The organism is Hominibacterium faecale, assembly GCF_020734085.1.
Classification (GTDB): Bacteria; Bacillota; Clostridia; order Peptostreptococcales; family Anaerovoracaceae; genus Hominibacterium; species Hominibacterium faecale.
In genome coordinates this window covers 218,809-240,487 of record NZ_JAJAGH010000003.1, presented here as the reverse complement: position 1 = coordinate 240,487, position 21,679 = coordinate 218,809, and the positions used below count along the sequence as shown (strand labels likewise).

General features: G+C 48.1%; 23 protein-coding genes. 9 read left to right on the top strand and 14 right to left on the bottom strand.

Going from position 1 to position 21,679, the window contains the following annotated elements:
• Nucleotides 1-295: 295 nt before the first annotated feature.
• The 5 genes from LG211_RS03940 to LG211_RS03920 all read right to left on the bottom strand — a co-directional run bounded on the left by LG211_RS03940 (nt 296) and on the right by LG211_RS03920 (nt 3,980).
• Nucleotides 296-1,609, bottom strand: a complete 1,314-nt coding sequence (locus LG211_RS03940) for a Na+/H+ antiporter NhaC family protein (RefSeq protein ID WP_227754994.1) — start codon at nt 1,607-1,609, stop codon at nt 296-298.
• An 84-nt stretch (nt 1,610-1,693) separates the two neighbouring features.
• Nucleotides 1,694-2,230: a LemA family protein gene (locus LG211_RS03935; RefSeq protein WP_148396567.1), complete on the bottom strand. Its 537-nt coding sequence runs from the start codon at nt 2,228-2,230 to the stop codon at nt 1,694-1,696.
• Between the two features lie 17 nt (nt 2,231-2,247).
• Nucleotides 2,248-2,919, bottom strand: coding sequence for a uracil-DNA glycosylase (locus LG211_RS03930; RefSeq protein WP_253019527.1), 672 nt, complete (start codon nt 2,917-2,919; stop codon nt 2,248-2,250).
• Between the two features lie 75 nt (nt 2,920-2,994).
• Nucleotides 2,995-3,663, bottom strand: a complete 669-nt coding sequence (locus LG211_RS03925) for a DUF2812 domain-containing protein (RefSeq protein WP_227754992.1) — start codon at nt 3,661-3,663, stop codon at nt 2,995-2,997.
• The gene (locus LG211_RS03920) at nt 3,660-3,980 is read right to left on the bottom strand and encodes a PadR family transcriptional regulator (RefSeq protein ID WP_148396570.1); all 321 of its coding nucleotides are present in this window, start codon (nt 3,978-3,980) and stop codon (nt 3,660-3,662) included. The genes LG211_RS03925 and LG211_RS03920 overlap by 4 nt, the downstream gene beginning before the upstream one ends.
• 295 nt (nt 3,981-4,275) lie before the next feature.
• Between LG211_RS03920 and LG211_RS03915 the strand changes: the two genes are divergently transcribed.
• Nucleotides 4,276-4,644 carry a zinc ribbon domain-containing protein gene (locus tag LG211_RS03915; protein ID WP_148396571.1) on the top strand — a complete coding sequence of 123 codons (369 nt, stop codon included), beginning with the start codon at nt 4,276-4,278 and terminating at the stop codon, nt 4,642-4,644.
• 6 nt (nt 4,645-4,650) lie between these two features.
• Nucleotides 4,651-5,385, top strand: coding sequence for a serine/threonine protein kinase (locus LG211_RS03910; RefSeq protein WP_227754990.1), 735 nt, complete (start codon nt 4,651-4,653; stop codon nt 5,383-5,385).
• Here the strand turns inward: LG211_RS03910 and LG211_RS03905 are convergent.
• From LG211_RS03905 to LG211_RS03895, 3 genes are all read right to left on the bottom strand, one after another.
• A complete protein-coding gene (locus tag LG211_RS03905; RefSeq protein WP_253019523.1) occupies nt 5,366-6,913 on the bottom strand; it encodes a sodium:solute symporter family protein in 1,548 nt (515 codons plus the stop codon). The two genes, LG211_RS03910 and LG211_RS03905, sit on opposite strands and share 20 nt — an antisense overlap.
• A 334-nt stretch (nt 6,914-7,247) precedes the next feature.
• Nucleotides 7,248-7,979 carry a queuosine precursor transporter gene (locus LG211_RS03900; protein ID WP_148396574.1) on the bottom strand — a complete coding sequence of 244 codons (732 nt, stop codon included), beginning with the start codon at nt 7,977-7,979 and terminating at the stop codon, nt 7,248-7,250.
• Nucleotides 7,972-8,688 carry a radical SAM protein gene (locus LG211_RS03895; RefSeq protein ID WP_227754988.1) on the bottom strand — a complete coding sequence of 239 codons (717 nt, stop codon included), beginning with the start codon at nt 8,686-8,688 and terminating at the stop codon, nt 7,972-7,974. Before LG211_RS03895 ends, LG211_RS03900 begins: the two co-directional genes overlap by 8 nt.
• A 237-nt stretch (nt 8,689-8,925) precedes the next feature.
• On the opposite strand from LG211_RS03895, the gene LG211_RS03890 reads away from it, so the two are divergent.
• A complete protein-coding gene (locus LG211_RS03890; protein ID WP_269477023.1) occupies nt 8,926-9,567 on the top strand; it encodes a DUF6873 family GME fold protein in 642 nt (213 codons plus the stop codon).
• A gap of 1 nt (nt 9,568) precedes the next feature.
• Here LG211_RS03890 and LG211_RS03885 read toward each other — a convergent pair whose 3' ends face one another.
• Nucleotides 9,569-10,816, bottom strand: a complete 1,248-nt coding sequence (locus LG211_RS03885) for an immunoglobulin-like domain-containing protein (protein ID WP_148396577.1) — start codon at nt 10,814-10,816, stop codon at nt 9,569-9,571.
• 22 nt (nt 10,817-10,838) lie between these two features.
• Nucleotides 10,839-11,978 carry a GGDEF domain-containing protein gene (locus LG211_RS03880; RefSeq protein ID WP_148396578.1) on the bottom strand — a complete coding sequence of 380 codons (1,140 nt, stop codon included), beginning with the start codon at nt 11,976-11,978 and terminating at the stop codon, nt 10,839-10,841.
• A 312-nt stretch (nt 11,979-12,290) separates the two neighbouring features.
• Between LG211_RS03880 and LG211_RS03875 the strand changes: the two genes are divergently transcribed.
• The 6 genes from LG211_RS03875 to LG211_RS03850 are packed head-to-tail and all read left to right on the top strand — an operon-like array spanning nt 12,291 to nt 16,925.
• Nucleotides 12,291-13,382: an elongator complex protein 3 gene (locus LG211_RS03875; protein WP_148396579.1), complete on the top strand. Its 1,092-nt coding sequence runs from the start codon at nt 12,291-12,293 to the stop codon at nt 13,380-13,382.
• 7 nt (nt 13,383-13,389) lie between these two features.
• Nucleotides 13,390-13,773, top strand: a complete 384-nt coding sequence (locus tag LG211_RS03870) for a GtrA family protein (RefSeq protein WP_148396580.1) — start codon at nt 13,390-13,392, stop codon at nt 13,771-13,773.
• 27 nt (nt 13,774-13,800) lie between these two features.
• Nucleotides 13,801-14,064, top strand: a complete 264-nt coding sequence (locus tag LG211_RS03865) for an ACT domain-containing protein (RefSeq protein WP_148396581.1) — start codon at nt 13,801-13,803, stop codon at nt 14,062-14,064.
• Between the two features lie 30 nt (nt 14,065-14,094).
• Nucleotides 14,095-15,444, top strand: coding sequence for a DUF711 family protein (locus LG211_RS03860; protein ID WP_465250777.1), 1,350 nt, complete (start codon nt 14,095-14,097; stop codon nt 15,442-15,444).
• Nucleotides 15,445-15,461: 17 nt separating this feature from the next.
• On the top strand, nt 15,462-16,490 hold the full coding sequence (locus LG211_RS03855) for a 1-aminocyclopropane-1-carboxylate deaminase/D-cysteine desulfhydrase (protein WP_148396583.1): 1,029 nt from the start codon (nt 15,462-15,464) through the stop codon (nt 16,488-16,490).
• Between the two features lie 21 nt (nt 16,491-16,511).
• A complete protein-coding gene (locus LG211_RS03850) occupies nt 16,512-16,925 on the top strand; it encodes a potassium channel family protein (protein WP_148396584.1) in 414 nt (137 codons plus the stop codon).
• Between the two features lie 395 nt (nt 16,926-17,320).
• On the opposite strand, the gene LG211_RS03845 is transcribed toward LG211_RS03850, so the two are convergent.
• The 4 genes from LG211_RS03845 to LG211_RS03830 all read right to left on the bottom strand — a co-directional run bounded on the left by LG211_RS03845 (nt 17,321) and on the right by LG211_RS03830 (nt 21,592).
• Nucleotides 17,321-17,884 carry a manganese efflux pump MntP gene (locus LG211_RS03845; RefSeq protein WP_148396585.1) on the bottom strand — a complete coding sequence of 188 codons (564 nt, stop codon included), beginning with the start codon at nt 17,882-17,884 and terminating at the stop codon, nt 17,321-17,323.
• Nucleotides 17,885-18,125: 241 nt separating this feature from the next.
• Nucleotides 18,126-18,788, bottom strand: coding sequence for a hypothetical protein (locus LG211_RS03840; RefSeq protein ID WP_148396586.1), 663 nt, complete (start codon nt 18,786-18,788; stop codon nt 18,126-18,128).
• Nucleotides 18,789-18,876: 88 nt separating this feature from the next.
• On the bottom strand, nt 18,877-20,832 hold the full coding sequence (locus LG211_RS03835) for an ABC transporter permease (RefSeq protein WP_269477022.1): 1,956 nt from the start codon (nt 20,830-20,832) through the stop codon (nt 18,877-18,879).
• Complete coding sequence (locus LG211_RS03830) at nt 20,825-21,592, bottom strand: ABC transporter ATP-binding protein (RefSeq protein WP_148396588.1); 768 nt, start codon at nt 21,590-21,592, stop codon at nt 20,825-20,827. The genes LG211_RS03835 and LG211_RS03830 overlap by 8 nt, the downstream gene beginning before the upstream one ends.
• Nucleotides 21,593-21,679 lie beyond the last annotated feature (87 nt).

Genomic DNA, 21,679 nt, shown 5'->3' with positions numbered 1-21,679 from the left:
GACCTGGAATGTCAATAGCTATTTCGAAATTTTTCTAAATAGATTTTAAATGACTCGCGGGGCCGGGAACAAATCATCGTGATCTGTGCCTGAATGCCTTCCAAGCGATGATTTTAGGCCCTTTTTGCTGCCAATCCACCTAAAATCAGCAAGAAATTATCGCTTTCCTGACTTTTTTTCTTTTCCCACGATAAAAAATCATCGCTAACTTAGACTAAAACAAGCCCCAGCGATGATTTTACTTTTTGCCCTTTATTAATCCGGGCCCGAAGGGCCCGACCTTTTCAATTCTAATTTATTCTGTTTTCTGCGAATCCAGCTCCGCCTGCTGCTTGGATGTCAGCTTTTGCGGCCTGAAGAGCATGAAGAGAATGGCGCTGATGGCCATCAAAATGGGATAATACAGGTTGGGGATAATGTCCAGCGGCGTCAGCCCCACCAGGGCGGCGGCTGTCAAAAGCTGGGCTCCATATGGGATCAAACCCTGACCAACGGAAGCGAAAATATCCAGAATGGAGGCGACCCTTTTGGGGGCCACTTCAAATTCATCGCCGATTTGTTTGGCAATGGGACCTGCCATAACGATGGCTACCGTGTTATTGGCCGTACAGATATCCACCAACAGCACCAGGATCGCAATGCCGAATTCGGCGCCCCGCTTTCCCTTGGTGCGTTTTTTAATGGTATCAATAATCAGATCAATACCGCCGTTATTCTTAATCAAAGAAACGATGCAGGCCACGATGATGGAAATAACCGAAATCTCAAAGAGCCCCGCCATACCGTCGCCGATGGCCGTAAAGCTTTCCAAGAGGGTGAACTTTCCGAAGGCAACGCCGACAATCATGGAAAGAACAATCCCCGAGATCAGCACCAAAAACACGTTGAAGCCGATCAGCGCTCCGATCAGCACCACCAGATAAGGGATAACCTGCACGAAATTATACTCATAAACATCCTTGGTAACGGAAGTCATTTCCATGGTGCGTACATAGAAGATAATCAGCGTTACTACCGCCGCCGGCAGGACGATGAAAAAGTTCTGCTTGAATTTATCCTTCATTTCACAGCCCTGGGTTCTTACCGCGGCGATGGTAGTATCGGAAATCATAGAAAGATTGTCGCCGAACATGGCGCCGCAGACAACCGCGCCGATGCACAGGGACAGCGGAAAGGCCGTCTGCTGGGAAACTCCCAGCGCAATGGGCGCCAGCGCCGTAATGGTACCCATGGAGGTTCCCATGGAAATGGAGATAAAGCAGCCAATCACAAAAAGACCAACGACCATCAACCCCGGCGGCAGAATGGACAGTCCAAAATTAACCGTGCTGTCCACGCCGCCTGCTGCCGTCACTACCCCTGAAAAAGCGCCGGCCACGATAAAGATCAATACCATCGTGATGATATTCACATCTCCCGCCCCTTTGGAGATAATGTGAAGTTTTTCGTCAAATGTCAAATCCCTGTTCTGCAGCATGCCCACAAACAGAGCCGCCACAAATGCTACCAGCGCGGGCATTCCGTAGAAGTCCCCGCTGATGATCCCTACCCCGGCAAATAGTACGATGAATACAATAAAAGGCAATAATGCCCAGCCGCGTTTTTTCATGTTGTTTTCCTCTCTTCCAGTAAGTAATCAATCAATTCATAAGTTCGAACCTGGTCTTGCTGCATCAGCTTTTCCAGGTTCCGATCAAGTCCGTTTGCTGCCGATCTGTGTGTTGAGCATTGGCTTTCCCGTAAAATGAAACAGCCTGGCGACCAGATTGCTGGGAAAGCTGCCGACCCTTGTATTGAGCATCTTCACCAGCACATTATAAAAGCGGGCGAAATTCTCGATATCATTCTCAGCAGAAAGCAGCTGCTTTTCTGCGTTAAGAAAGCCTCTCCCCGGCTCTCCCCGGCTCCGGACCTGCTCCATCAGTTCTCCCAGCGCATCGGACAGTTCATTTTCACAGCCTACCTTCTCTTCCATGTCTTCGGCGTCCTTAGCCGCATTTTTCCGCTGAAGGGCGATTTTCGCCAGCTCAGGATCAAAGTCCTGACAGTTTTCTGCAGCTGCTGTCACTTTTTTAACCAGCCCATGGCGCTTCTTCAAATACACTTCCATGGTCGCAAAAGCCTCTTCAACACTGTACTTCAGCTTGAGAAATCCTTTGTAAGACAGGACGAGCCAAATCAAGATCACGGCTGCCAGCACAGCGGCCGCTATGATAATATTCAGGTTCATGATTTCTTCTCCTTATCTTACTCGGGAATCTGCCAATTGATCGGCTCTTTTCCAAAGCGTTTTAAAAAAGCGTTTGTTTTTGAAAAATATCTTCCGCCCCAGAATCCCTTATGGGCTCCCAGCGGGCTGGGATGGGCTCCGGTGAGAATGAGATGCCGGTTATTGGTAATCAGGCTCTGCTTTGCCCGGGCATTTCCGCCCCAGAGTATGAATACCATCGGATCTTCCCGATCATTGAGCAGCCGGATAATCCGGTCGGTGAAGATTTCCCAGCCCTTGCCCCGGTGGGAATTGGGCTGGCTCCGTCTTACCGTAAGCACCGTATTGAGCAGCAGAACCCCGTTGTTTGCCCAGCTTTCCAAGCAGCCGTGGGACGGAGGGTCGATCCCCAGATCATCCTTCAGCTCTTGAAAAATATTGACCAACGACGGCGGTGTTTGTACTCCTTTTTGCACAGAAAAACAAAGGCCGTGAGCCTGTCCCGGCTGATGATACGGATCCTGCCCTAAAATAACTGCTTTTACCTCCTTATAGGGCGTGAATTTCAACGCATTGAACAGATCGTACATATTCGGGTAGATGACTTTGGTCTTGTATTCCTGGATCAGAAACTGTCTCAGCTTCTGATAATATTCTTTTTCAAACTCTCCCTCCAGGACCTGGTCCCAGTCGTTTCCTATGTTCACCATAGATTCTATTATAGCGGACTTGCAGGTTTCTGACAATGGGGGAAATTTGCCAGCTTCAAATGCTTTTTTCAATAATCACATAAGTTTTTCGACAATATAAATAACGATACTGCCAACTTGCATCATAATCAAAAGTAGAGAGAGGTAAAGCAGCGGAGAAATATTCAAAAACACTTCATACCGTTTTGCCGGATTCCCGTCTTTTATTTTCCTTTTTTTCTTTTGCCCGTAAATAAAGGTACTCACGAAGAGAACGAGGGGCAGGTAAAACAAGAAGATTGTTTTTGTACTGAGGAAGAACTCGCTGATGATATCTTCGGGGCCATATATGATAAATCCACAAAGAATAATCAGCACATAGGCAATGCAGAAAACGGTGCCCACCCTCCCGTTTCGGTAGGTATCGTCAAAATTATTCTTTTCAACCTGCGCATCAGTATGCAGGGGCACCGGACTTTCAATCTCACTTTTGTTCCTGAAGTAGTATACATAGGAGGTACTGTCGATATATTCCCAGCCACTATCGCCGCACAATTGCAGGTATTCGTCTTTGGCCTGCCCGAGATCCCGAAAGAAATCAACGCAATAACACTGCTCCTGCGGTTCTCCTTTTTTAAAGGAAGCCAGACACAAGCCCGCGGATTCAAACTGGTACCCTCTGGCTGCCATATAGGCAAGGTATTGTTCCACTTTCTTTTTCGTCTCAATTTCAGGCCTCGGCCAGAATTTGTAAAGATAATTCATTTTGACGCTCCTTTCAATATTTCCTTTCCATCGGATACCTGATTGGATAAACGTTTGTACTCCTCTTCCAGGATTGTTTTGCCCTTTGGTGTGAGGCGGTATAGTTTCCGGCGCTCTTCCACTTTCGTCTTTTCGACGATACCCTCTTCATCAAACCGTTTCAGAAGGTTGTAGACTGTCCCTGCGCCCAAATTCACTCGTCCCTTTGTCAATTCTGCTGTGCTTTTAATGATGTCATACCCGTGCCTCTCTTCTGTCAAAGCCAGCAAGATGTAATACATTGGCTCGGTAAGCGTATCCAATTGTTGCTTTGCCATATCTGCCTCCATATATCTAACATAACTATATTTAATATAAATATATCATAATCTTAGAATTTGTCAATTTAAATATGCACCATTACAAAACATCCGCTGCAAGATGAGCCAAGACTTCACCAGAAGCAGTACAACGGGGGAAATTTGCCAGTCTCAAATGTTTTTTTAATCTTAGTTTAATGTTCAGGCTATATACTTATATATATGATGCCTGCGGGATTGGGATCACGCATCCTGCTGTGATCGATCAGCAGCAATCCAAGGCAAAGCTTTTCATTCAAAAGGAGGAACCACCATGAGCTTTTTTTCAGCATCAAGCGGTAGAAACCCGTACAGAAATCCCCATAACGGCGGACGTCATTATCAGAAAAAAGGTCTGTTGGGCAAGTTGGGAGGCCTGATGGGATCGTTCAGCAGCGGAAGGGGATATTACCCGGAGGGGAACCAATATCAACAGCCAAATTACCAGCAGCCCTTGTCTTCCAGCGGCCAGCCACAGGAAAATTCCTTCTGTCCGTCCTGCGGCTCCCAAGTTCCTGCCGGATCGAAATTCTGTCTGGAATGCGGTGCTAAGATGAACAGCGGCTCCATCTGCACAGGCTGCGGACAAAAACTGCCGGACAACGCAAAATTCTGCCCGTCCTGCGGCGCTCCCAGGAAATAGTCCCAAATGCTCCTTTTTCCAAAAAGATATATAGGCCGCAGCTTTCAAGGCTACAAGCTGGAAAAAAGCCTCGGCCAAGGCAGGTACGGCAGCTGTTTTGCCGCCCGATCCGCAGGCGGCAAGCTTGTGGTGCTCAAACGTCTCCACAATCCGATGAAAAAAAAGAACACAGGCAAAAATCATTTTGAACCTGTGATTCTTTCTATGCTCCGGCACCCTGCTGTGCCTGAGCTGTTGGGGATTGTCAACGAAGGCCGCAGCTATTTTTTTGTGCTGGAATATATGCCCGGCATATCGATCAAGCAGCTGCTCTTTTCCCGCCGCCATCCCTTTACGTATGAAGAGATCCATCAAATTATGGTGCAGCTCTTGGACCTGATCGCTTATCTTCACCATAAAGACATCGTCCATAGGGATATTCGCATTTCCAACGTCCTGTGGGATCCGGACCAGCAGCGGCTGTCTCTGGTGGATTTCGGACTGGCCAGATTTGCCCATCAGGAGCACGCTCTCTTCCAGTCCGACTTTTCCTATCTGGGAGACTTTTTTCTTTACTTATTATATGCCCTTTACCCTGTTTCCAAAGGCAGCGGCGGCAAACAGCCCTGGTACCGGCAGCTGCCCCTGTCCGCCGGCCAAATGGAATTTCTCAAACGCTTGCTGGGCCTGAGTCCGCCCTATTCTCAAATCTGCTCCATCCGGCAGGACTTTCTTAAATCTTTTACTCCTCCCCATCGCTGAGGGCAAATTTTGCCGGCACTTTCACCGGCTCTTCATACCAGGAGAAGCAGTTTTCCACCATCTGGCGGTCCAGCTTGGGCGTCAGCCAGCTCACCACCGGGACTATAATCAGCCCAGAAAGCATGGCGAAGGCGCCCGCATTGATTGGCGATTGCAGGATCATGGGGAAAGATTCTCTGAAAAGCAGATTGAGCATCATCAGCCCCGCGCCCCAGACATAGCTGCACCAGCAGGCGATCTTGGTAGTCCCCTTCCAGTAAAGACCATAGAGCAGCGGCGCCAGGAAGGCGCCTGCCAGCGCGCCCCAGGACACGCCCATCAGCTGGGCGATGAAGGTTACCGCGCTCCTGTACTGAATGACTGCGATCACAACCGATATGGCGATAAAGACTACAATTAATACACGAATCACAAAGACCTGGGTCTTATCGCTCATGTTCTTGATGAAATTGTCCTTGAGAAAATCGATGGTCAGGGTTGAACTGGATGCCATTACCAGTGAGGACAGCGTTGACATGGATGCCGACAGCACCAGCAGCACCACCAGCCCCACCAGGGCGTCCGGCAGGTTGGAAAGCATCGTGGGAATGATAGCGTCAAACCCGTCCGCTTCGATATTAATCTGGTCAGAGAACAATCTACCGAAGCCGCCCAGGAAATAGCATCCGCCAGCCACGACCAGGGCAAACAGCGTTGAAATGATCGTTCCTTTATGTATGGATTTTTCGCTTTCAATGGCGTAAAATTTTTGTACCATTTGAGGCAGACCCCAGGTTCCCAGGGATGTGAGGATGACCACGCCCAGCAGGTTGAGCGGATCAGGACCGAAGAAGGAATTAAAGGCGCCCGGAGTCGCAGATACAGCCGGATCTTCCACGCTGGCCAAGCCGTTTAAAGCTTCCATAAAGCCGCCTTTGCTCATAATCACCGCCGCGATGACGGCTATAATTCCAAAGAGCATGATGATCCCCTGAATAAAGTCATTGATGGCGGTTGCCATATAGCCTCCTGCAATGACATAGATCCCGGTCAGCACGGCCATAATGATGATGCAGACCGTATAATCGATATGAAAGGCCATCCCGAAAAGCCGGGAAAGACCGTTGTACAGGGAAGCTGTATACGGAATCAAAAAGATAAATATGATAACGGATGCTCCCACTTTGAGCGCTTTGCTGTTAAATCTGGCGCCAAAGAATTCCGGCATGGTGGCAGAATCCAAGTGCTGGGTCATGATCCGTGTCCTGCGGCCTAAAATCACCCAAGCCAAAAGGGAACCGATTAAGGCATTGCCGATGCCGATCCAGGTGGAGGCGATGCCGTATTTCCATCCGAACTGTCCTGCGTAGCCGATAAATATAACAGCGGAAAAATAGGAGGTGCCGTAAGCGAACGCCGTCAGCCACGGCCCTACGGAGCGCCCTCCCAGAACAAATCCGTTCACGTCGGTGGCATGCTTTCTGCAATAAAGGCCGATTCCGATCATGATGGCAAAGAATACACACAATAGTAAGATTTTGATTAACATAGTTTTTTTCAATCCTTTCTGTTTTATTTTACAGAGCGTATTTCCAAAAACGAAAAAACCCTCTGAACTATGTTCAGAGGGCAGATTATATACCGCGTTACCACCTCTGTTCACTGCAGCCTCACAACCGCAGCCTCACTGAGTTCTTACTAAACTCGCTCACTATAACGGGTGAACCCGTTCCAACCTATTTGCGGAATTCCTTTGCATAAAATTCCCGTTCAGCGGACTGCTCGCAGAATGTATTCGATCCGACGGTTTCCTGCGCCTCTCACCTTCCGGCTGCTCTCTGTAGGGCTTTGGCGGATTTACTAGTTTCTGGTCTTCGCATTTATCAATTATTATTGCATGAATTATTATTCATGTCAAGAAAATTTTTCTCTTTTTTCATCCTTCTGGCCAGATAGATAACCGGCGTATCGGCCAGACTTGTGACCAAAAAGATCACATAGCTGGACACGCATATACTGATCAGCGTCGATAGATCATACATGGAGAAAAACGCGCCGAAGGTATATAGCACCGTATTGAGGATTTGGGATATCATGGTGGATCCATTGTTTCGCAGCCATAAAAACCGTTTGCCGTCGCCGCACCGCTTGGTCGTGAAGGCCCACCATTTGTGATAAGCCCATACATCAAAGCGCTGGCATATGGCATAGACCAGAAAGCTGACAATCATAAGTCTTGGCGTATTGGTAAAGATGGTTTCAAAGCTTTCCCTGGCCCAATCGCTGGCAGCCGGCGTATAAAGGAGCCAGGACTGGGAAATGAGAATAAAAGCCACGGAAGTGGCGATGCCGATGTTGACCGCCTTCTGGGCAGCTTTTTTCCCTGCGGTTTCACTGAGAATGTCCGTGATTAAAAAGGTGGCCGCAAAAAGAATGTTGCCCAGGGTCTGCTCCATACCGAAGGCGTCCACCATCAGCAGGACTTCCATATTGGCTGTAATCGTGGCAATTACCGTGCAGCAGTAGAGGCCGGTTCTGCCGAAAATCCGGTACATAACCAGAACGCCTCCGTAGATCAGGATCAGCGATCCCATCAATAATAGTTCGTTATTCATGTCTTGATTCTCCTCCAACGCCAAAGTCTGTGTTTTCCAACAGAATATCGACCCGGCTGTCCGCGCTGTACTTTGGATAGATCCGGTCTTTGAAAATGTCAAGGACAACGGGATCCGGCTCCATCCGCGATGTGTTTTTCGTCATCAGATTGACACAAACCCGGTTGAAAAACGCAAGGCCGGTCTCCATATCCCTTATCATAGAAGCTTCGCTCTGCCCGGTCAGTCCGAACAACAGACAGACCTCATCGGCGTAACGTGCGATTTCCTGCGGCTTTACGTGGTCCATGCCCTTTTGCAGCACACCATCCCGAAAAACCTCATCAAAGGTTTCCACTCCCATTTTTACCGTCACTTGAATCCCATGCTCTCCAAAAAAGCTGCGGAATTGGGAAAGGGTTTCCCGATCGCGCCAGTGGCACTCCAAATGAATCCGGCTGATGGTTTTATCTTTGCAAACCTGCAGAATTTCACCTATCGATTCTTCATCCAGGTCGCAAAAGCTGCCCGAATTGATGACTTCCAAACTGCTGTAAATGCCTTCCACCTGTCCAAGCACCTGTTTATTAAGCCGATAGTTTGCTTTTTCATCAGATGAAAAATCCAGGTGATAATCGCAAAAGCGGCATCTTCTCCATTTGCATCCGCTGCCCCGGAGGAGAACGATCTCCCGGGGATTTTTTTCTGTTATTCTGCTGTATCGATCCATAAGCGGGTCCTTTCCGATAAATTTCCCAACAAAAAAGGCGCTTCCTTAAAAGCACCATCCCAAATGACAGCGGATTGACATGCACCGCTGCGGTTCCCGTAGTTTTGTTTAGAGACAGGATGGTCGCGAACTGTCTGATTCTGTTGTTACGGATATGTAGTATACCCGCTCATCCGAAGAAATGCAAGAAAATTTTTATGAAAATGTCCTTTGCCATGCTATACTTGGGATATGAGTATGATTTATGTATCCCAAACGGCCAACTCCATATTGATCGACCATTTGCAGCGGGCCGGGCATCAAGTCCATTTGATCGCCCCCACAGACCGCACCTACGACCCGGTGTCCGCCCATCCGGATATTTATCTGTGCGGGATGGGGCCGGGCGGTTCGGTTTTTTTCGGCGATCCTTCCAAAATTGGCCCCAAGTATCCGCAAAACATCGTTTACAATGCAGCCTGCACTGGAGCCTTTTTCATTCACAATTTGACCTATACGGATCAAGCGCTGCTGACACAAGCAGAAAGTATGGAGAAAATCCACGTTCGGCAGGGGTATGCCAAATGTAATATCGTGATTGTAGATGAAACCTCGATCATCACCGCAGACCGGGGCATTTATAAGGCGTGCAGCGGGAAGCTGGATGTGCTGCTGGTGGATCCGGGGCATGTGGCTTTGCGGGGCTTTCCTTATGGTTTTCTGGGCGGAGCCTCCGGTCGGGTTGGAGATGAAATCATCTTTAACGGCAATCTGAAGTCCCATCCCGATTACGAAAAAATTCGATCGTTTATTGAAAGCCGCGGCTTGAAGGTCAAGTATTTCAGCCAATACGCCCTTGAAGATATCGGAAGTATCATCCAAGGGGCACCGGCTGACTAACTCACTCGGCGCTGGTACCCGGCGGCATTACCATGTTCTGGAATCTCTGAAGGCTTTGTCCCATGGACATTCTTACCCGGGGCAGGAGCAGAGGATCCATTCCCGGCCTGGCCTTGCCGCTTTCTGTGGTCACTGCACACAGAAAACCTGCTTCTTCCAGGATGTTTCGGCACTCCTGGGTATAGTCCCCATATGGATAGGCAAAGGCATCGCTGTTTCCGCATTTTTCTATGGACGCTTTCAAATCTTCCAAAGCCTCTTCCCTAGGCAGCGCGGTAAAGATACCGCCGTGGCCGATATTGCCTCCCGGCCGATGCATGTTGTCCGAATGGGATTGATAGGTGACATACTGGCTCTGATACTTCTTTACCTTTTTCGCGCCGTCTCCCGATGTGATCATAAAACAGGTAGCCGGAACCTGGCATTTTTCCAGTACCGGGATACCTACTTTGAGAAAGCTTTTGGCGCCGTCGTCAAAACAAAGAACAATGCTCTTATCCGGCAGCAAAAGTTTGCCGTCCACATAGTCGCGCACCTCCTGCCAGGTGGGAAAGTAATAATCTTCGGATTTGAGCCAGTTCAGCTCTTCTTCCAAGTCATGGGCTTCAATATAGTTTCCAAAGCGATGGTTGAGGTCATCGGGCGGATCGTTTCGGTCATAAACATAATGATACATGCAGATGGGTAGTCCCGGAGTCTGATAGTCCGTATTGGGCTGAACATTGATCTGCCTTGTAACGGTGGTGCTTTTTCCGCTGTCGTCAGAAACAGTATAAGTGATTTCCGTTTTACCCGCTTTTTTAAGATCGGGCATGTCCACCTTTACCCGTTTCTTCAGATTGGTTCCGTTCTGATCTTCAGCCGTATAGCCCGGTTCCTGAAACTCTTCCCCCAGCTTAACGTTCAAGGGGTCTTTTCCTTTTAGCCTTAAGACTGGATCCATCTTGTTTTTTACGGTAATGTGCCGTTCTATATCCAGGTTTCCCAGGGTGTAAGTGATGGTATAGTCCCCCGGTTTTTCCAGGTTCAAGTCGCTCTTTATCTGAATTTGACTGCTCACATCCTTGCCGCCTTTCTTGGCAGCTGCCCCTGGGTCCTCAAAGGTCTGGCAAAGATTCAATTCTACATTTTTATCTCCATTGAGTACTAGAAAATACTGGGTCTGATAATAGGCAAAAATTCCAGCTCCTGCCAGAATCACCAGCAGGGCCAGCCCTATTACAATGATTTTCGTCTTTTTTCTTTTCATGTTTCCTTCCTCTCATTCACACTTAACACATTTGTTCCGCTTCATCCTGCCAAACTACAAATTCGTCCTTCCCCCGCAGCTTTGCATAATACATCGCTTTATCAGCCCTGGCAAACAGCTGGTTGAAATCCATTGCTTCCCCGCCACAAACAGCGATACCGATGCTACAAGTCACCTGCAGAGACGAGGCGTCAAATTTCACCTTTGAAACCGCATCGATCACCAGCTCTGCCCTTATTTCTGCAACCTTTCTATCGCTGGTTCCTACCATGAAGGCCAGAAATTCATCGCCTCCGATCCGCCCCAGAATATCTTCTTCGCGAAAACACTCCCGCAGACATTTGCCAATTTTCGTCAGAACCAAATCCCCTTTCATATGTCCCTGCTGGTCATTGATCCCCTTGAAATCATCCAGATCAAGGATAAACAAAACGCCCTGGGGCTGGCCCTCCTTCTGTTTCAGATATTGACTGCATAGCTGCTGTGTCATCCTCTTATTATACAAACCCGTCAAACTATCAATCGAACTGAGACGCTGAAGCTGCACCTTTACTTTATATTCTTTCAATCTCAAGTCTGTAACGATATATGCACAAATCAGACCGATGATAAGCGCTGCAGCCGTAGCAAAGGCATCATAACTGTATGCGTCAGCAGTTTTCAGCCCATGATCAATCACCAAAAAAACAGCGGCAAATCCAATCTGCATCATCGCCAGCTTTGCAAAGGTAAAAACAAATAAAACCGATAGTGCCACCAGAGCTGTTGGAAAATAGATCGCGGGCTTTTCAGGGAATGGGTAGATGCTGACCGTTATTATAAAAGCCATAACTAACAGGCAAAAAATCACACAAAGGCAACTTACTGTCCGGTATTTCAGTTTTTTACTCCGATCCTGATAAATGAGTACAAGGTCAAAACAGATTTGTAGCGAAATATAGAACAAATACACATAATCCAATTCCGGCGATTTGAATACGAAAAATGCCATAATCGCATAGCCGATCAAAACCATTGAGTAGAGCAGGCTGATACGCTTCAAGATGGTGCGATTCTTTTCGGCAATATCCTCACGATTTTCCGTTATGTATTTACGGTTCTTCACTTGAAAGGCTTTTAGAGACTTCCAAATTCTAGGTCCAATCCATACTTGTCTTTTCATGGGTAGATCATCCCCCTTACCCTGCGCAGATTTTTTAAGATACGAACTGTATCGATCCTGGGAGTCGGAAAACTATCAAAAACTCACTGTTAAGCTTTTGATTTTGATAGTCTATGGCTCAAATTGCCTCGATCAGAGCTGTCCAATGAGGAAACTGTCAGAAAACAAGTGTTTTTTCAACAATCCCGATAGTCGGTGCCTTTTCCATGCCTTCTCGGTGCACCTCCGGTTCCTCGAATAAGTTCTCACTTTTCAAAAAATACGCTGGATTCATTATATCATACTCTCCATTTATGTTAAAATATAATTATTATGAAAAAGCATGCAATTATACCGATTTTCATTCCTCATCAGGGCTGCCCCAATGATTGTGTTTTCTGCAATCAAAAGGCGATCACTGCCAGGCAGCCGGACATGAGCGAAGGGGAAATCATAAACACAATCGAAACCTGGCTCTCCACGCTAACCGGACGGCCGGGCATTGAAACGGTGGAAATCGCCTTCTTCGGCGGCAGTTTTACCGGTATTGCCATGGAAAAGCAATCCCGATACCTTGCCATTGCCAGCCATTACAAAAATCGGGGGCTGGTGGACAAGATTCACCTTTCCACCAGGCCCGACTACATCGACGAAGGGATTTTGGACAATCTGAAGGCTTATGGAACCGATGTGATCGAGCTGGGCGTCCAGTCCTTTGACGATAAGGTTCTAACAGCTTCCGGGCGGGGACATGACAGCATCGCTGTCTACCAGGCCAGCCGTTTGATCAAGGAGTACGGCTTTGAGCTGGGCATCCAGCTGATGATCGGCCTTCCGGGTGATTCCAGGGAATCCTGCCTCTTTTCGGCAAAGGAGACCGCGGCCATCGGCCCTTCCATCGCCCGGCTCTATCCCACCGTGGTCATCGAAGGCACCCAGTTGATGAACATGTACGCAAGCGGCGCTTACACGCCTCTGACTACGGATCAAGCTGTGGACATTACCAAAGATATGTATCAAATCCTCACCGGTGCGGGAATCCGGATTATTCGGGTAGGTCTGAAAAGCTCCGATTTGATCCGGGACGACGGTCAGGTGGGCGGTCATACCTTCCACCCTGCCTTCCGCCAGCTGGTGGAGGGGGCCATTGCCCGGGAAAAGATGGAGAAGCTGCTGGAAAAAACGGCTGCCCTTTCTTCGTTTTCAGAGCCCTTTTCGCCCTGCTGTCAGCCTCTTGCCCCCAGAGAAGTAACCTTTTTCAGCAATCAGAAATGGTTTTCCAATATGATCGGCCATAAGGGCTGCAACAAGACATATTTGGCAGAGAAATATCCCGGCTGGGGCTTTCATTATCAGACTCACGATTTAGAGGATGGTTCGATTGCCATTGCTGTTGCAGACGGCCATCATATTGTGGTAGAATAGGGAAGTTATGAAAGAGCTTATCAAACAATTTTTGCGTTTTACAGCAACGGGAGTGACCTGCTTTACCATTGATTTCGGTCTGATGGTTTTCTTGAAAGAAGTTTTCGGCGTTCACTACCTGGTCGCATCGGGGCTTTCTTTTTGCGCTGCTGCCGGTATCAATTACAGCATCAGCGTCAAATGGGTCTACGATACCAGGGATAAAAGCTTGAACCCGGCAGCCTTTACCGTCTTTCTCATACTCAGCGCCATCGGTCTTTTGATGACCCAGCTGCTGATGTGGCTTTTGGTGGACAAGGCCGGTCTCTATTATATGCTGTCAAAAGTTGTTTCCGGCATCATCGTTTCCTTTTATAACTTCTTCACCCGCAAGAAATATTTGGAGCGATGAGCGAATAAACTGAATTTAGGAGGAATTATGAAAGCAGTAATCACAGTAATCGGAAAAGATATGGTGGGCATCCTGGCCAAGGTCAGCGGTACCTGCGCCGATGTTAACGCCAATGTAGTAGAAGTAACCCAATCCATCCTGCAGGACTACTTTGCCATGATCATGCTGATTGATATTCAAAAGATGAACTGCGATTTGGAAAAGCTGAAGGCAAAACTGGAAGAAAATGTTCCCAGCATGCAGATCCATGTGATGCACGAGGACATTTTTAATTCCATGCACAGAATCTAAAGCTACTGGAGGAATGAAACTTTGATCAATATGAATGACATCATGGAAACCATCACCATGATACAGGAAGAAAATTTAGACATACGAACCATTACTATGGGGATTTCCCTTTTGGACTGCTGCGACGGCGATATCGACCGTTCCTGCCAGAAGGTTTATGACAAGATTTACCGCTGCGCCAAGGACCTAGTCAAAACCGGCGAGGATATTGAGAAGAAATACGGGATTCCCATCGTAAACAAACGGATCTCCGTCACACCCATCGCCATGCTCTGCGGCGCTTCCGGCGGTGATCCTGTAAAATACGCGAAAACTCTGGATCGGGCGGCCAAAGATGTAGGCGTCAACTTTATCGGCGGCTATTCCGCCCTCGTCCAGAAAGGATTTTCTCCAGGGGATAAAGACCTGATTGAATCCATTCCAAGAGCGCTGGCAGAAACGGATTACGTCTGCTCATCGGTCAATGTGGGTTCCACCAAAACCGGAATCAATATGGATGCGGTAAAGCTGATGGGCGGCGTTGTGCGAGAAGCTGCCGAACTGACGAAAGATCATCAGTGCATCGGTGCTGCCAAGCTTGTTGTATTTTGTAATGCTCCGGAAGATAATCCCTTTATGGCAGGAGCCTTCCACGGCCCAGGCGAACCGGACTGTGTGATCAACGTAGGCGTTTCCGGCCCTGGCGTTGTCCGCTCTGCCCTTTCCAAAATGCCGGAGGATGCCGATCTAACGCAGATAGCCGACAAAATTAAGAAGACTGCTTTTAAAATAACCCGTGTAGGGCAGCTGGTCGGCACCGAAGCTTCCCAGCGGCTGGGGGTTCCTTTCGGGATTATTGATTTATCGCTAGCCCCTACACCGGCCATCGGCGATTCCGTGGCACACATCCTGGAAGAAATCGGCCTGGAACAGTGCGGCGCCCACGGAACAACGGCTGCTCTTGCCATGCTCAATGATGCGGTCAAAAAAGGCGGCGTCATGGCCTCTTCCAATGTGGGAGGTTTGTCAGGCGCTTTCATTCCGGTCAGCGAAGATGCGGGTATGATCAGCGCTGCCAGGAACAAAACGCTTTCCATTGAAAAGCTGGAAGCCATGACTGCCGTATGCTCGGTAGGTCTGGATATGATTATCATCCCGGGTGATACTCCATCAGAGGTGATCTCCGCCATTATTGCCGACGAAGCAGCCATCGGCATGGTCAATTCCAAAACCACCGCTGTACGGGTCATTCCGGCCGTGGGCCTTGGGGAAGGAGAGGAGCTGGATTTCGGCGGGCTTCTCGGCAACGGCCCGGTTATGAAACTGAACACAAAATCTCCGGCTAAAATGATCGACCGCGGCGGCCGAATCCCCGCACCGCTGCAAAGTCTGAAAAATTAAAAAGAGGTGTTATTGCAATGTCACTTGGATGTAAGAAAGTACCGTTTTTGAACTTACCCACCCCACTAGAGTACCTGCCGGGTGTTTCCCGCGATTTGGGGATCAACTTATACCTCAAGCGGGATGATCTGACAGGCTATGGAATGGGCGGCAATAAGCTGAGAAAGCTCGAATACTTTTTATTCGATGCTCAGCAGCAGGGAGCTACCATGCTGCTGACCGTCGGCGGGACCCAGTCCAATCATGGCAGGCTGACCGCGGCCGTCGCTGCCAAATATGGGCTCAAGTGTGCTATTGTCGCCATCGATGAATATCCGGGAGAGGTGTCTTCCAATATTTTGTTGGATCGGATTATGGGAGCAGAAGTGATTCTCAAAGAGGACGATCATCAGCGCTCTGAAATGGTTCAATCCCACGAAACTGCCATGGCTGTCAAAGAACGTTATGAGGCGCAAGGTGAAAAAGTCTATTATATTCCCATGGGCGGTTCCAATGAACTGGGAATTTTGGGCTATTATGACTGTGCTCAAGAACTGACCGTCCAGGCTGCTGAAATGGGAATCTCTGACAGCCGGGTCATCACGGCGGTGGGCAGTATGGGTACCTATATGGGACTGTTCTGCGGCCTGCGGGATATCCAATCCCCCCTTTCCCTCACCGGTGTTTTAATCATGCCTTACGAAGAAAGCGTCCGCGCTTTTGCCAAGGACTATTTTGATCGAGTGAAAGAGGGCTACGGCCTGGAGTTTGATGCGGAAAAATCCGATTTTCATATTGACGAAGACTATTTCTATAAAGGGTATAACAATTCCGTGCCTCAAGTCCGGGAAGCGATCTACCAGATGGCCAGAAAAGAGGCGATCATCCTCGATCCATGTTATACGGGAAAAGCCTTCAATGCCATCTGCCAGATGGTCCGCGATCGGAAAATCCAACAAGGCGAAACAATTATCTTTATACATACTGGCGGGCAGCCTGGAATTAATACACCGCACCATCGAATCGAGTTTGAACGGGAACTGTCCGATGGAATCAAAATTTTGTAAACGCCAAAGGAGCACATACTTATGAAAAAGCTGAGAATGTTATGGATGATCCTCAAGCGGACTCATGCGGAAAAAATTCTCTTTACCTTTATCATCAACTTATTCGTAGTTGCGCTTTTGATTCAAATCGCAGAACCCGCGATCCATACTTATCGAGACAGTCTATGGTATTGCTATGTATCCATTGCCACCATTGGGTTCGGGGACATCGTAGCTGTTACCTTTTTTGGCAGGCTGCTGACCGTTTATTTGTCCTTACACGCGATCCTGGTCATTGCCCTTATCCCGGGCGTTATTGTCAGCTATTACATGGAAGTAGTCACCCGGCGTGAAAAAGAAACCGTAACCGTATTTCTCGATAAGCTGGAACATCTTCCGGAGCTTTCTCAAGAAGAGCTGCGGCAAATCGCGGAAAAAGTAAAGAAATTGAAATAACTGGTGATATTACCTGGGGCTGTCGCATCAAGTGAGTGATGAATGCGATCAGCCTTTTTTCGTGCAAAATTCGCCAAATGTTGTAAGGAGCGTTCTGCCTTCCCAGCGGGGGGCTCCAGTAGGTCACTTCACATTACTTTCTGAAATCTTGGAAAAAAACCGGCAAATATTTTTTTGTATCTGTTTTCAACACTTATAAGGGCTAATTTTCTCAAAGCCTGTGACAATTTCCCTAAAATGGCTTTCTCATTGGAAAATTCCTGACAGTAGCCCCTGCCAGGCTGTAATTTTGATACAAAAAACGAAGAATTCCCGTTTTCTGTAACCGGCAGTTTCCCATGCTCCCTTCAAGCTGCCTGGGCCATATCAGAACCAGAAGTCAAATAGTGCACATTTTATCCGATGATTCCCAAATGATCCAGCAAGATTTTGATTCCCATTAGAATCAGCACCGCACCGCCGAAGAACTCCGCCTTAGCTTTGTATTTTGTGCCGAACACGTTGCCGATTTTCAGGCCTATAGCGGAAAGTATAAAGGTAGTGATGCCGATAAAAGATACTGCTGCCGCGATTTCGACTTTCAAAAAAGCAAAGGTGACGCCGACAGCCAGGGCATCGATGCTGGTAGCAACCGCCAGAGGCAGCATGGTAAGAAAGTTGAAAGAAGCGTTTAACTTTTCCTCTTCCTTCCCCCGGGACTCCCGAATCATATTGAGTCCGATCAAAACCAGCAGCACAAATGCGATCCAATGATCGATGCTGGTGATTAAGGATTGAAACTGCCTTCCTAAAAAATATCCGACAGCAGGCATCAGAGCCTGAAAGCCCCCGAAATATAAGCCAACAATGATCACGTGCTTCATCTTAATCCTGCCTACGGAAAGTCCTTTACAAATGGATACCGCAAAGGCATCCATGGACAAACCAACTGCAATCACAAATAATTCCCATAAACTCATAAACTTGTCTCCTATGTTGGTGATACAGGAAGGCTTCTGCGCTCCAACTGAAAAACGAGACTATCTGCATATCAAAATACAGATAAGTCTCGTCATTTAATACGAAGCCAGGAATTCCTTCCAGTATGTTGACTTGGTCACGCCCGCGGCGCTGACTACTCCCTTACTTAAAGATTAGTTTAATCGATTTTGCCTGGAGATGCAAGTACATTTTTTTCCTGATGGTCACCTGATTCTTGACCTACTGCTCTATCGGCTCGGTGCTGAAATTGGCTGCAACAGCCCGGATGTAGGAATAATCTTTATATGCGTCCGTATCGGGATAGGCCTTGAGATCGGGCGACTTTAGATCATCGTCCGCCTTTGCCTGCACGGTCATATGCAGGGCGATATCCTTATTCAGCTCCAGAGGAACCGACTCTAACTGTTCCGACGTTTCCGTAACAGCCTCTGCCATTTCCGGAATTGCCTTAATCCCGGAAGTTCTTTGCTCTGTTGAATTGTCGCCGCTGGTCGTAACCTTTATCTGGATCCTTTTGCCGTCCGATGAGAAGGAAACGAAAATGTCACCGCTCTCGCCTGCTTCAAAAGGAAATTCCCTGATGCAGTCCCACTTTTGCGTTTTAGCGCTGTATTCCATAAGTTTAAAGGTGACGGATTTTATCTGCTGACCAGCGGCCACTGGCCCCTGGTAGTGCAAAATTCCCGTTGAATTTGATCCATTGAGCCCCGCCATATCCAGTGCGTGGGCCGCTTCCTGCGTTAATTCTTTTTGGGCGACTACCTGCGGCGGCGGCTCTTGGGAAGAGGTGGACGTTTTCCCATTGTCCTGAGAACTTCCGCATCCCGCAGCTGCCAAAGCCAAAGCAGCCATCATTGTAATCACAAAAATTTTCTTTTTCATATGAAGCTCCTTCCTTTATCTGTAACACACGTTCACTTTGATAATATAAGTATACTACAAAAAGTCAGAAGCTTCCATTTATTCAGTTTTATTTTACCAGTTTATAGTACTCCCTCGCAGTGAGGCTGTACACGATTACATAGATCACGATGAACACCAGGATGGTCACGGCCGTGCAGATCACGAAAAGCCAGATATCCGTCAGCTGCAATGCCCGCAGCAGCTTGCTCATCATGTTGAACGAACCGGCCACGTGGACTACGGCCACGATCAGCGGCAGGAAGAATACCAGCAGAATCTGGCTGCGAATGGATTTTCTCACTTCCGCCTGACTCATGCCCACCTTCTGCATAATATGGTATCGCTCGCTGTCCTCATAACCCTCGGTGATCTGTTTGTAATAAATAATCAGCACCGTGGCCACCAGGAAGAGGAAGCCCAGGAAGATGCCCACAAAGAGCAGTCCGCCGTATATTCCGTGAAAATCGGCAGCGGCCATCGTTTTTTCTTCCACTCGGATGCCGCCGGGCGTTTCTTTCGATAAGCTTTTAGCCGCCGCTGCCGCCTGATCTTTGGAAGAATCGGATACATCCAAGCCGATATAGTAGCCTTCGTTCATCAGGGATTGATCATTGCTGCTCTTGAAAACTTGTTTTTTCACCTTTTCGCTTGCCACCAGTACATAATAGAGCTCTGCCATCGTTCCCAGCTCCGGCGCAGTTACAAAGCTGGATTCACCATCTTTGACGTTAAAGGTTACTCCGTTGAGCTTGATGGTGGATTCGGTGATCGGTTCGTCGCCCCCGACGATAATTTCATCTTCAGCCAGAGGCCCATATTTTGTTTCCAGAGAGGTCCCTTCAATTGGTATTACATACATCTCAACGATCTTTTTATCCAGCGCCACCTGGGGCGAAGGTGTCAAATTACCCGGCTCTTTAACGCCGGCAGCCGATAAGTAGTCGTACTCGATCATCTGATCCACATCGATGTTGTATTCCTTCATCTTATCCATCACTTGGAACTGCAGCTCCTGCTGCTGCTTCTTGTTCATCTTTTCGTAACTTCTGATCTGAATATCATTGGGCATGTTCTTGTCGATTACGTTTTCCACGCCCACCTGCATGGACACGGTGGTGGCGATGGTCACCAGCACCATGGTACTGAGAATGCAAATGCTGGCCAGCCCCGCCGCATTGCGCTTCATCCGATAGAGCATACCGGAAACCGCCGTAAAATGCTCTGTTTTGTAATAAAATTTCCTATTCTTTTTCAGCATTTTCAATAAGGCGATGCTGCCTGCCGTGAAGAGCAGGTAAGTGCCTGCGATCACCAGTATGACAGCGACGAAAAAGTTCATCAGCGCCTGCAGCGGTGAAACGATGGAAAGGGCCAGGTAATAGCCCGTACCCATAGCAGCCGCCCCCAGCAGAACCAGAATCCACTTGGTCTTAGGCTCCTTTTCGCCTTGCCTGCCCCCTGCCAAAAGCTCGATCGGATTGGAAAGGCGAATCCGCCCCAGATTGCACAGCAGAACGACAAAGAAGATGATACCGAATACGAGAATGGTCATCAGCGCAGCGGAAAGGGAAAAAGTATATTTCATGGGAAGGGTTACCTGCATGACTTTGAGAACCAGCAGAAAAGCCAGCTTTCCAAGAATAACGCCGCCAAGAAGGCCTGCCGCCATCGATACGAGCGATGTAATCAGCGTTTCCAGGAAGAAAACTTTTCCCACGTGGCGTTTGGCCATTCCCAAAATATTGTATAGCGCCAGCTCCTTCTTCCTCTGCTTAATGAGAAAACTATTGGTATAGAAGAGGAAAATGGCGGAAAAAATGCCCACGATGCCGCAGCCAAAGCCCAGCAGCCCTTTAAGGGTCGTTCCTCCCAGCAGCTTGGTCACATCCGGGTTCTGAACGATGGCCGCCATGATATAAAAGATCATGATGCTGATGATACAGGTCAGCATATAAGGCACATAGTTTTTGGCATTTTTCTTAATATTGCTCAGGGCCAGACTTCCATAGAACGACTTATTCACGGCTGCCACCTCCCGTGGAAAGAGCGGTCAGCGCCGTCGATATCTTCTGATACATCTGGTCGCCCGACATATCGCCTCTGTAAATCTGATGGAAAACCTGTCCGTCCTTGATAAACAGGACTCTTCCCGCTTTGCTGGCTGCCTGAACGCTGTGGGTAACCATCAGGATCGTCTGGCCCTCCTTGTTAAGCTGGGAAAACAGGTTAAGCAGCTGGTCCGATGCCTTGGAATCCAGCGCGCCGGTGGGTTCGTCAGCAAGGATCAGCTTTGGCCCTGTAATCAGTGCTCTTGCGATGGCAACCCTCTGTTTTTGTCCTCCGGATATTTCATAAGGATACTTCTTTAGAATATCGCTGATTCCCAATTTCCGGGCAATAGGCTCCAGTCGTTTTTCCATTTCTTTGTGATCGGTCCTTGCAAGCACCAGCGGCAGATAGATATTGTCCTCTGCGGAAAAGGTGTCCAGCAGGTTAAAATCCTGGAACACAAACCCCAAATTATTTCGTCTGAATTCAGCAATATCTTTTTCTTTAATGGATACAATGCTCTTTCCTTCAAGGAGTACTTCTCCTTTTGTCGGTTTATCCAGCGCAGCCAGAATATTGAGCAGGGTCGTCTTTCCGGATCCGGATTCCCCCATGATCGAGATATATTCGCCGCGGTCCACGGTAAAGCTGACATCTTTCAGCGCCCGCACCTTCTGCCCTCCAAATCGGGTCGTATAGATCTTTTCAATGTTTTTTACATCCAGTAATGACATGTTCTGTCTTCTCCTTTCCCTCTTTTCAAATGCTTCTGTAAGTATCATAAAAAAAAGGCAAATCTTCTGCCATAGTTTTGACTTACA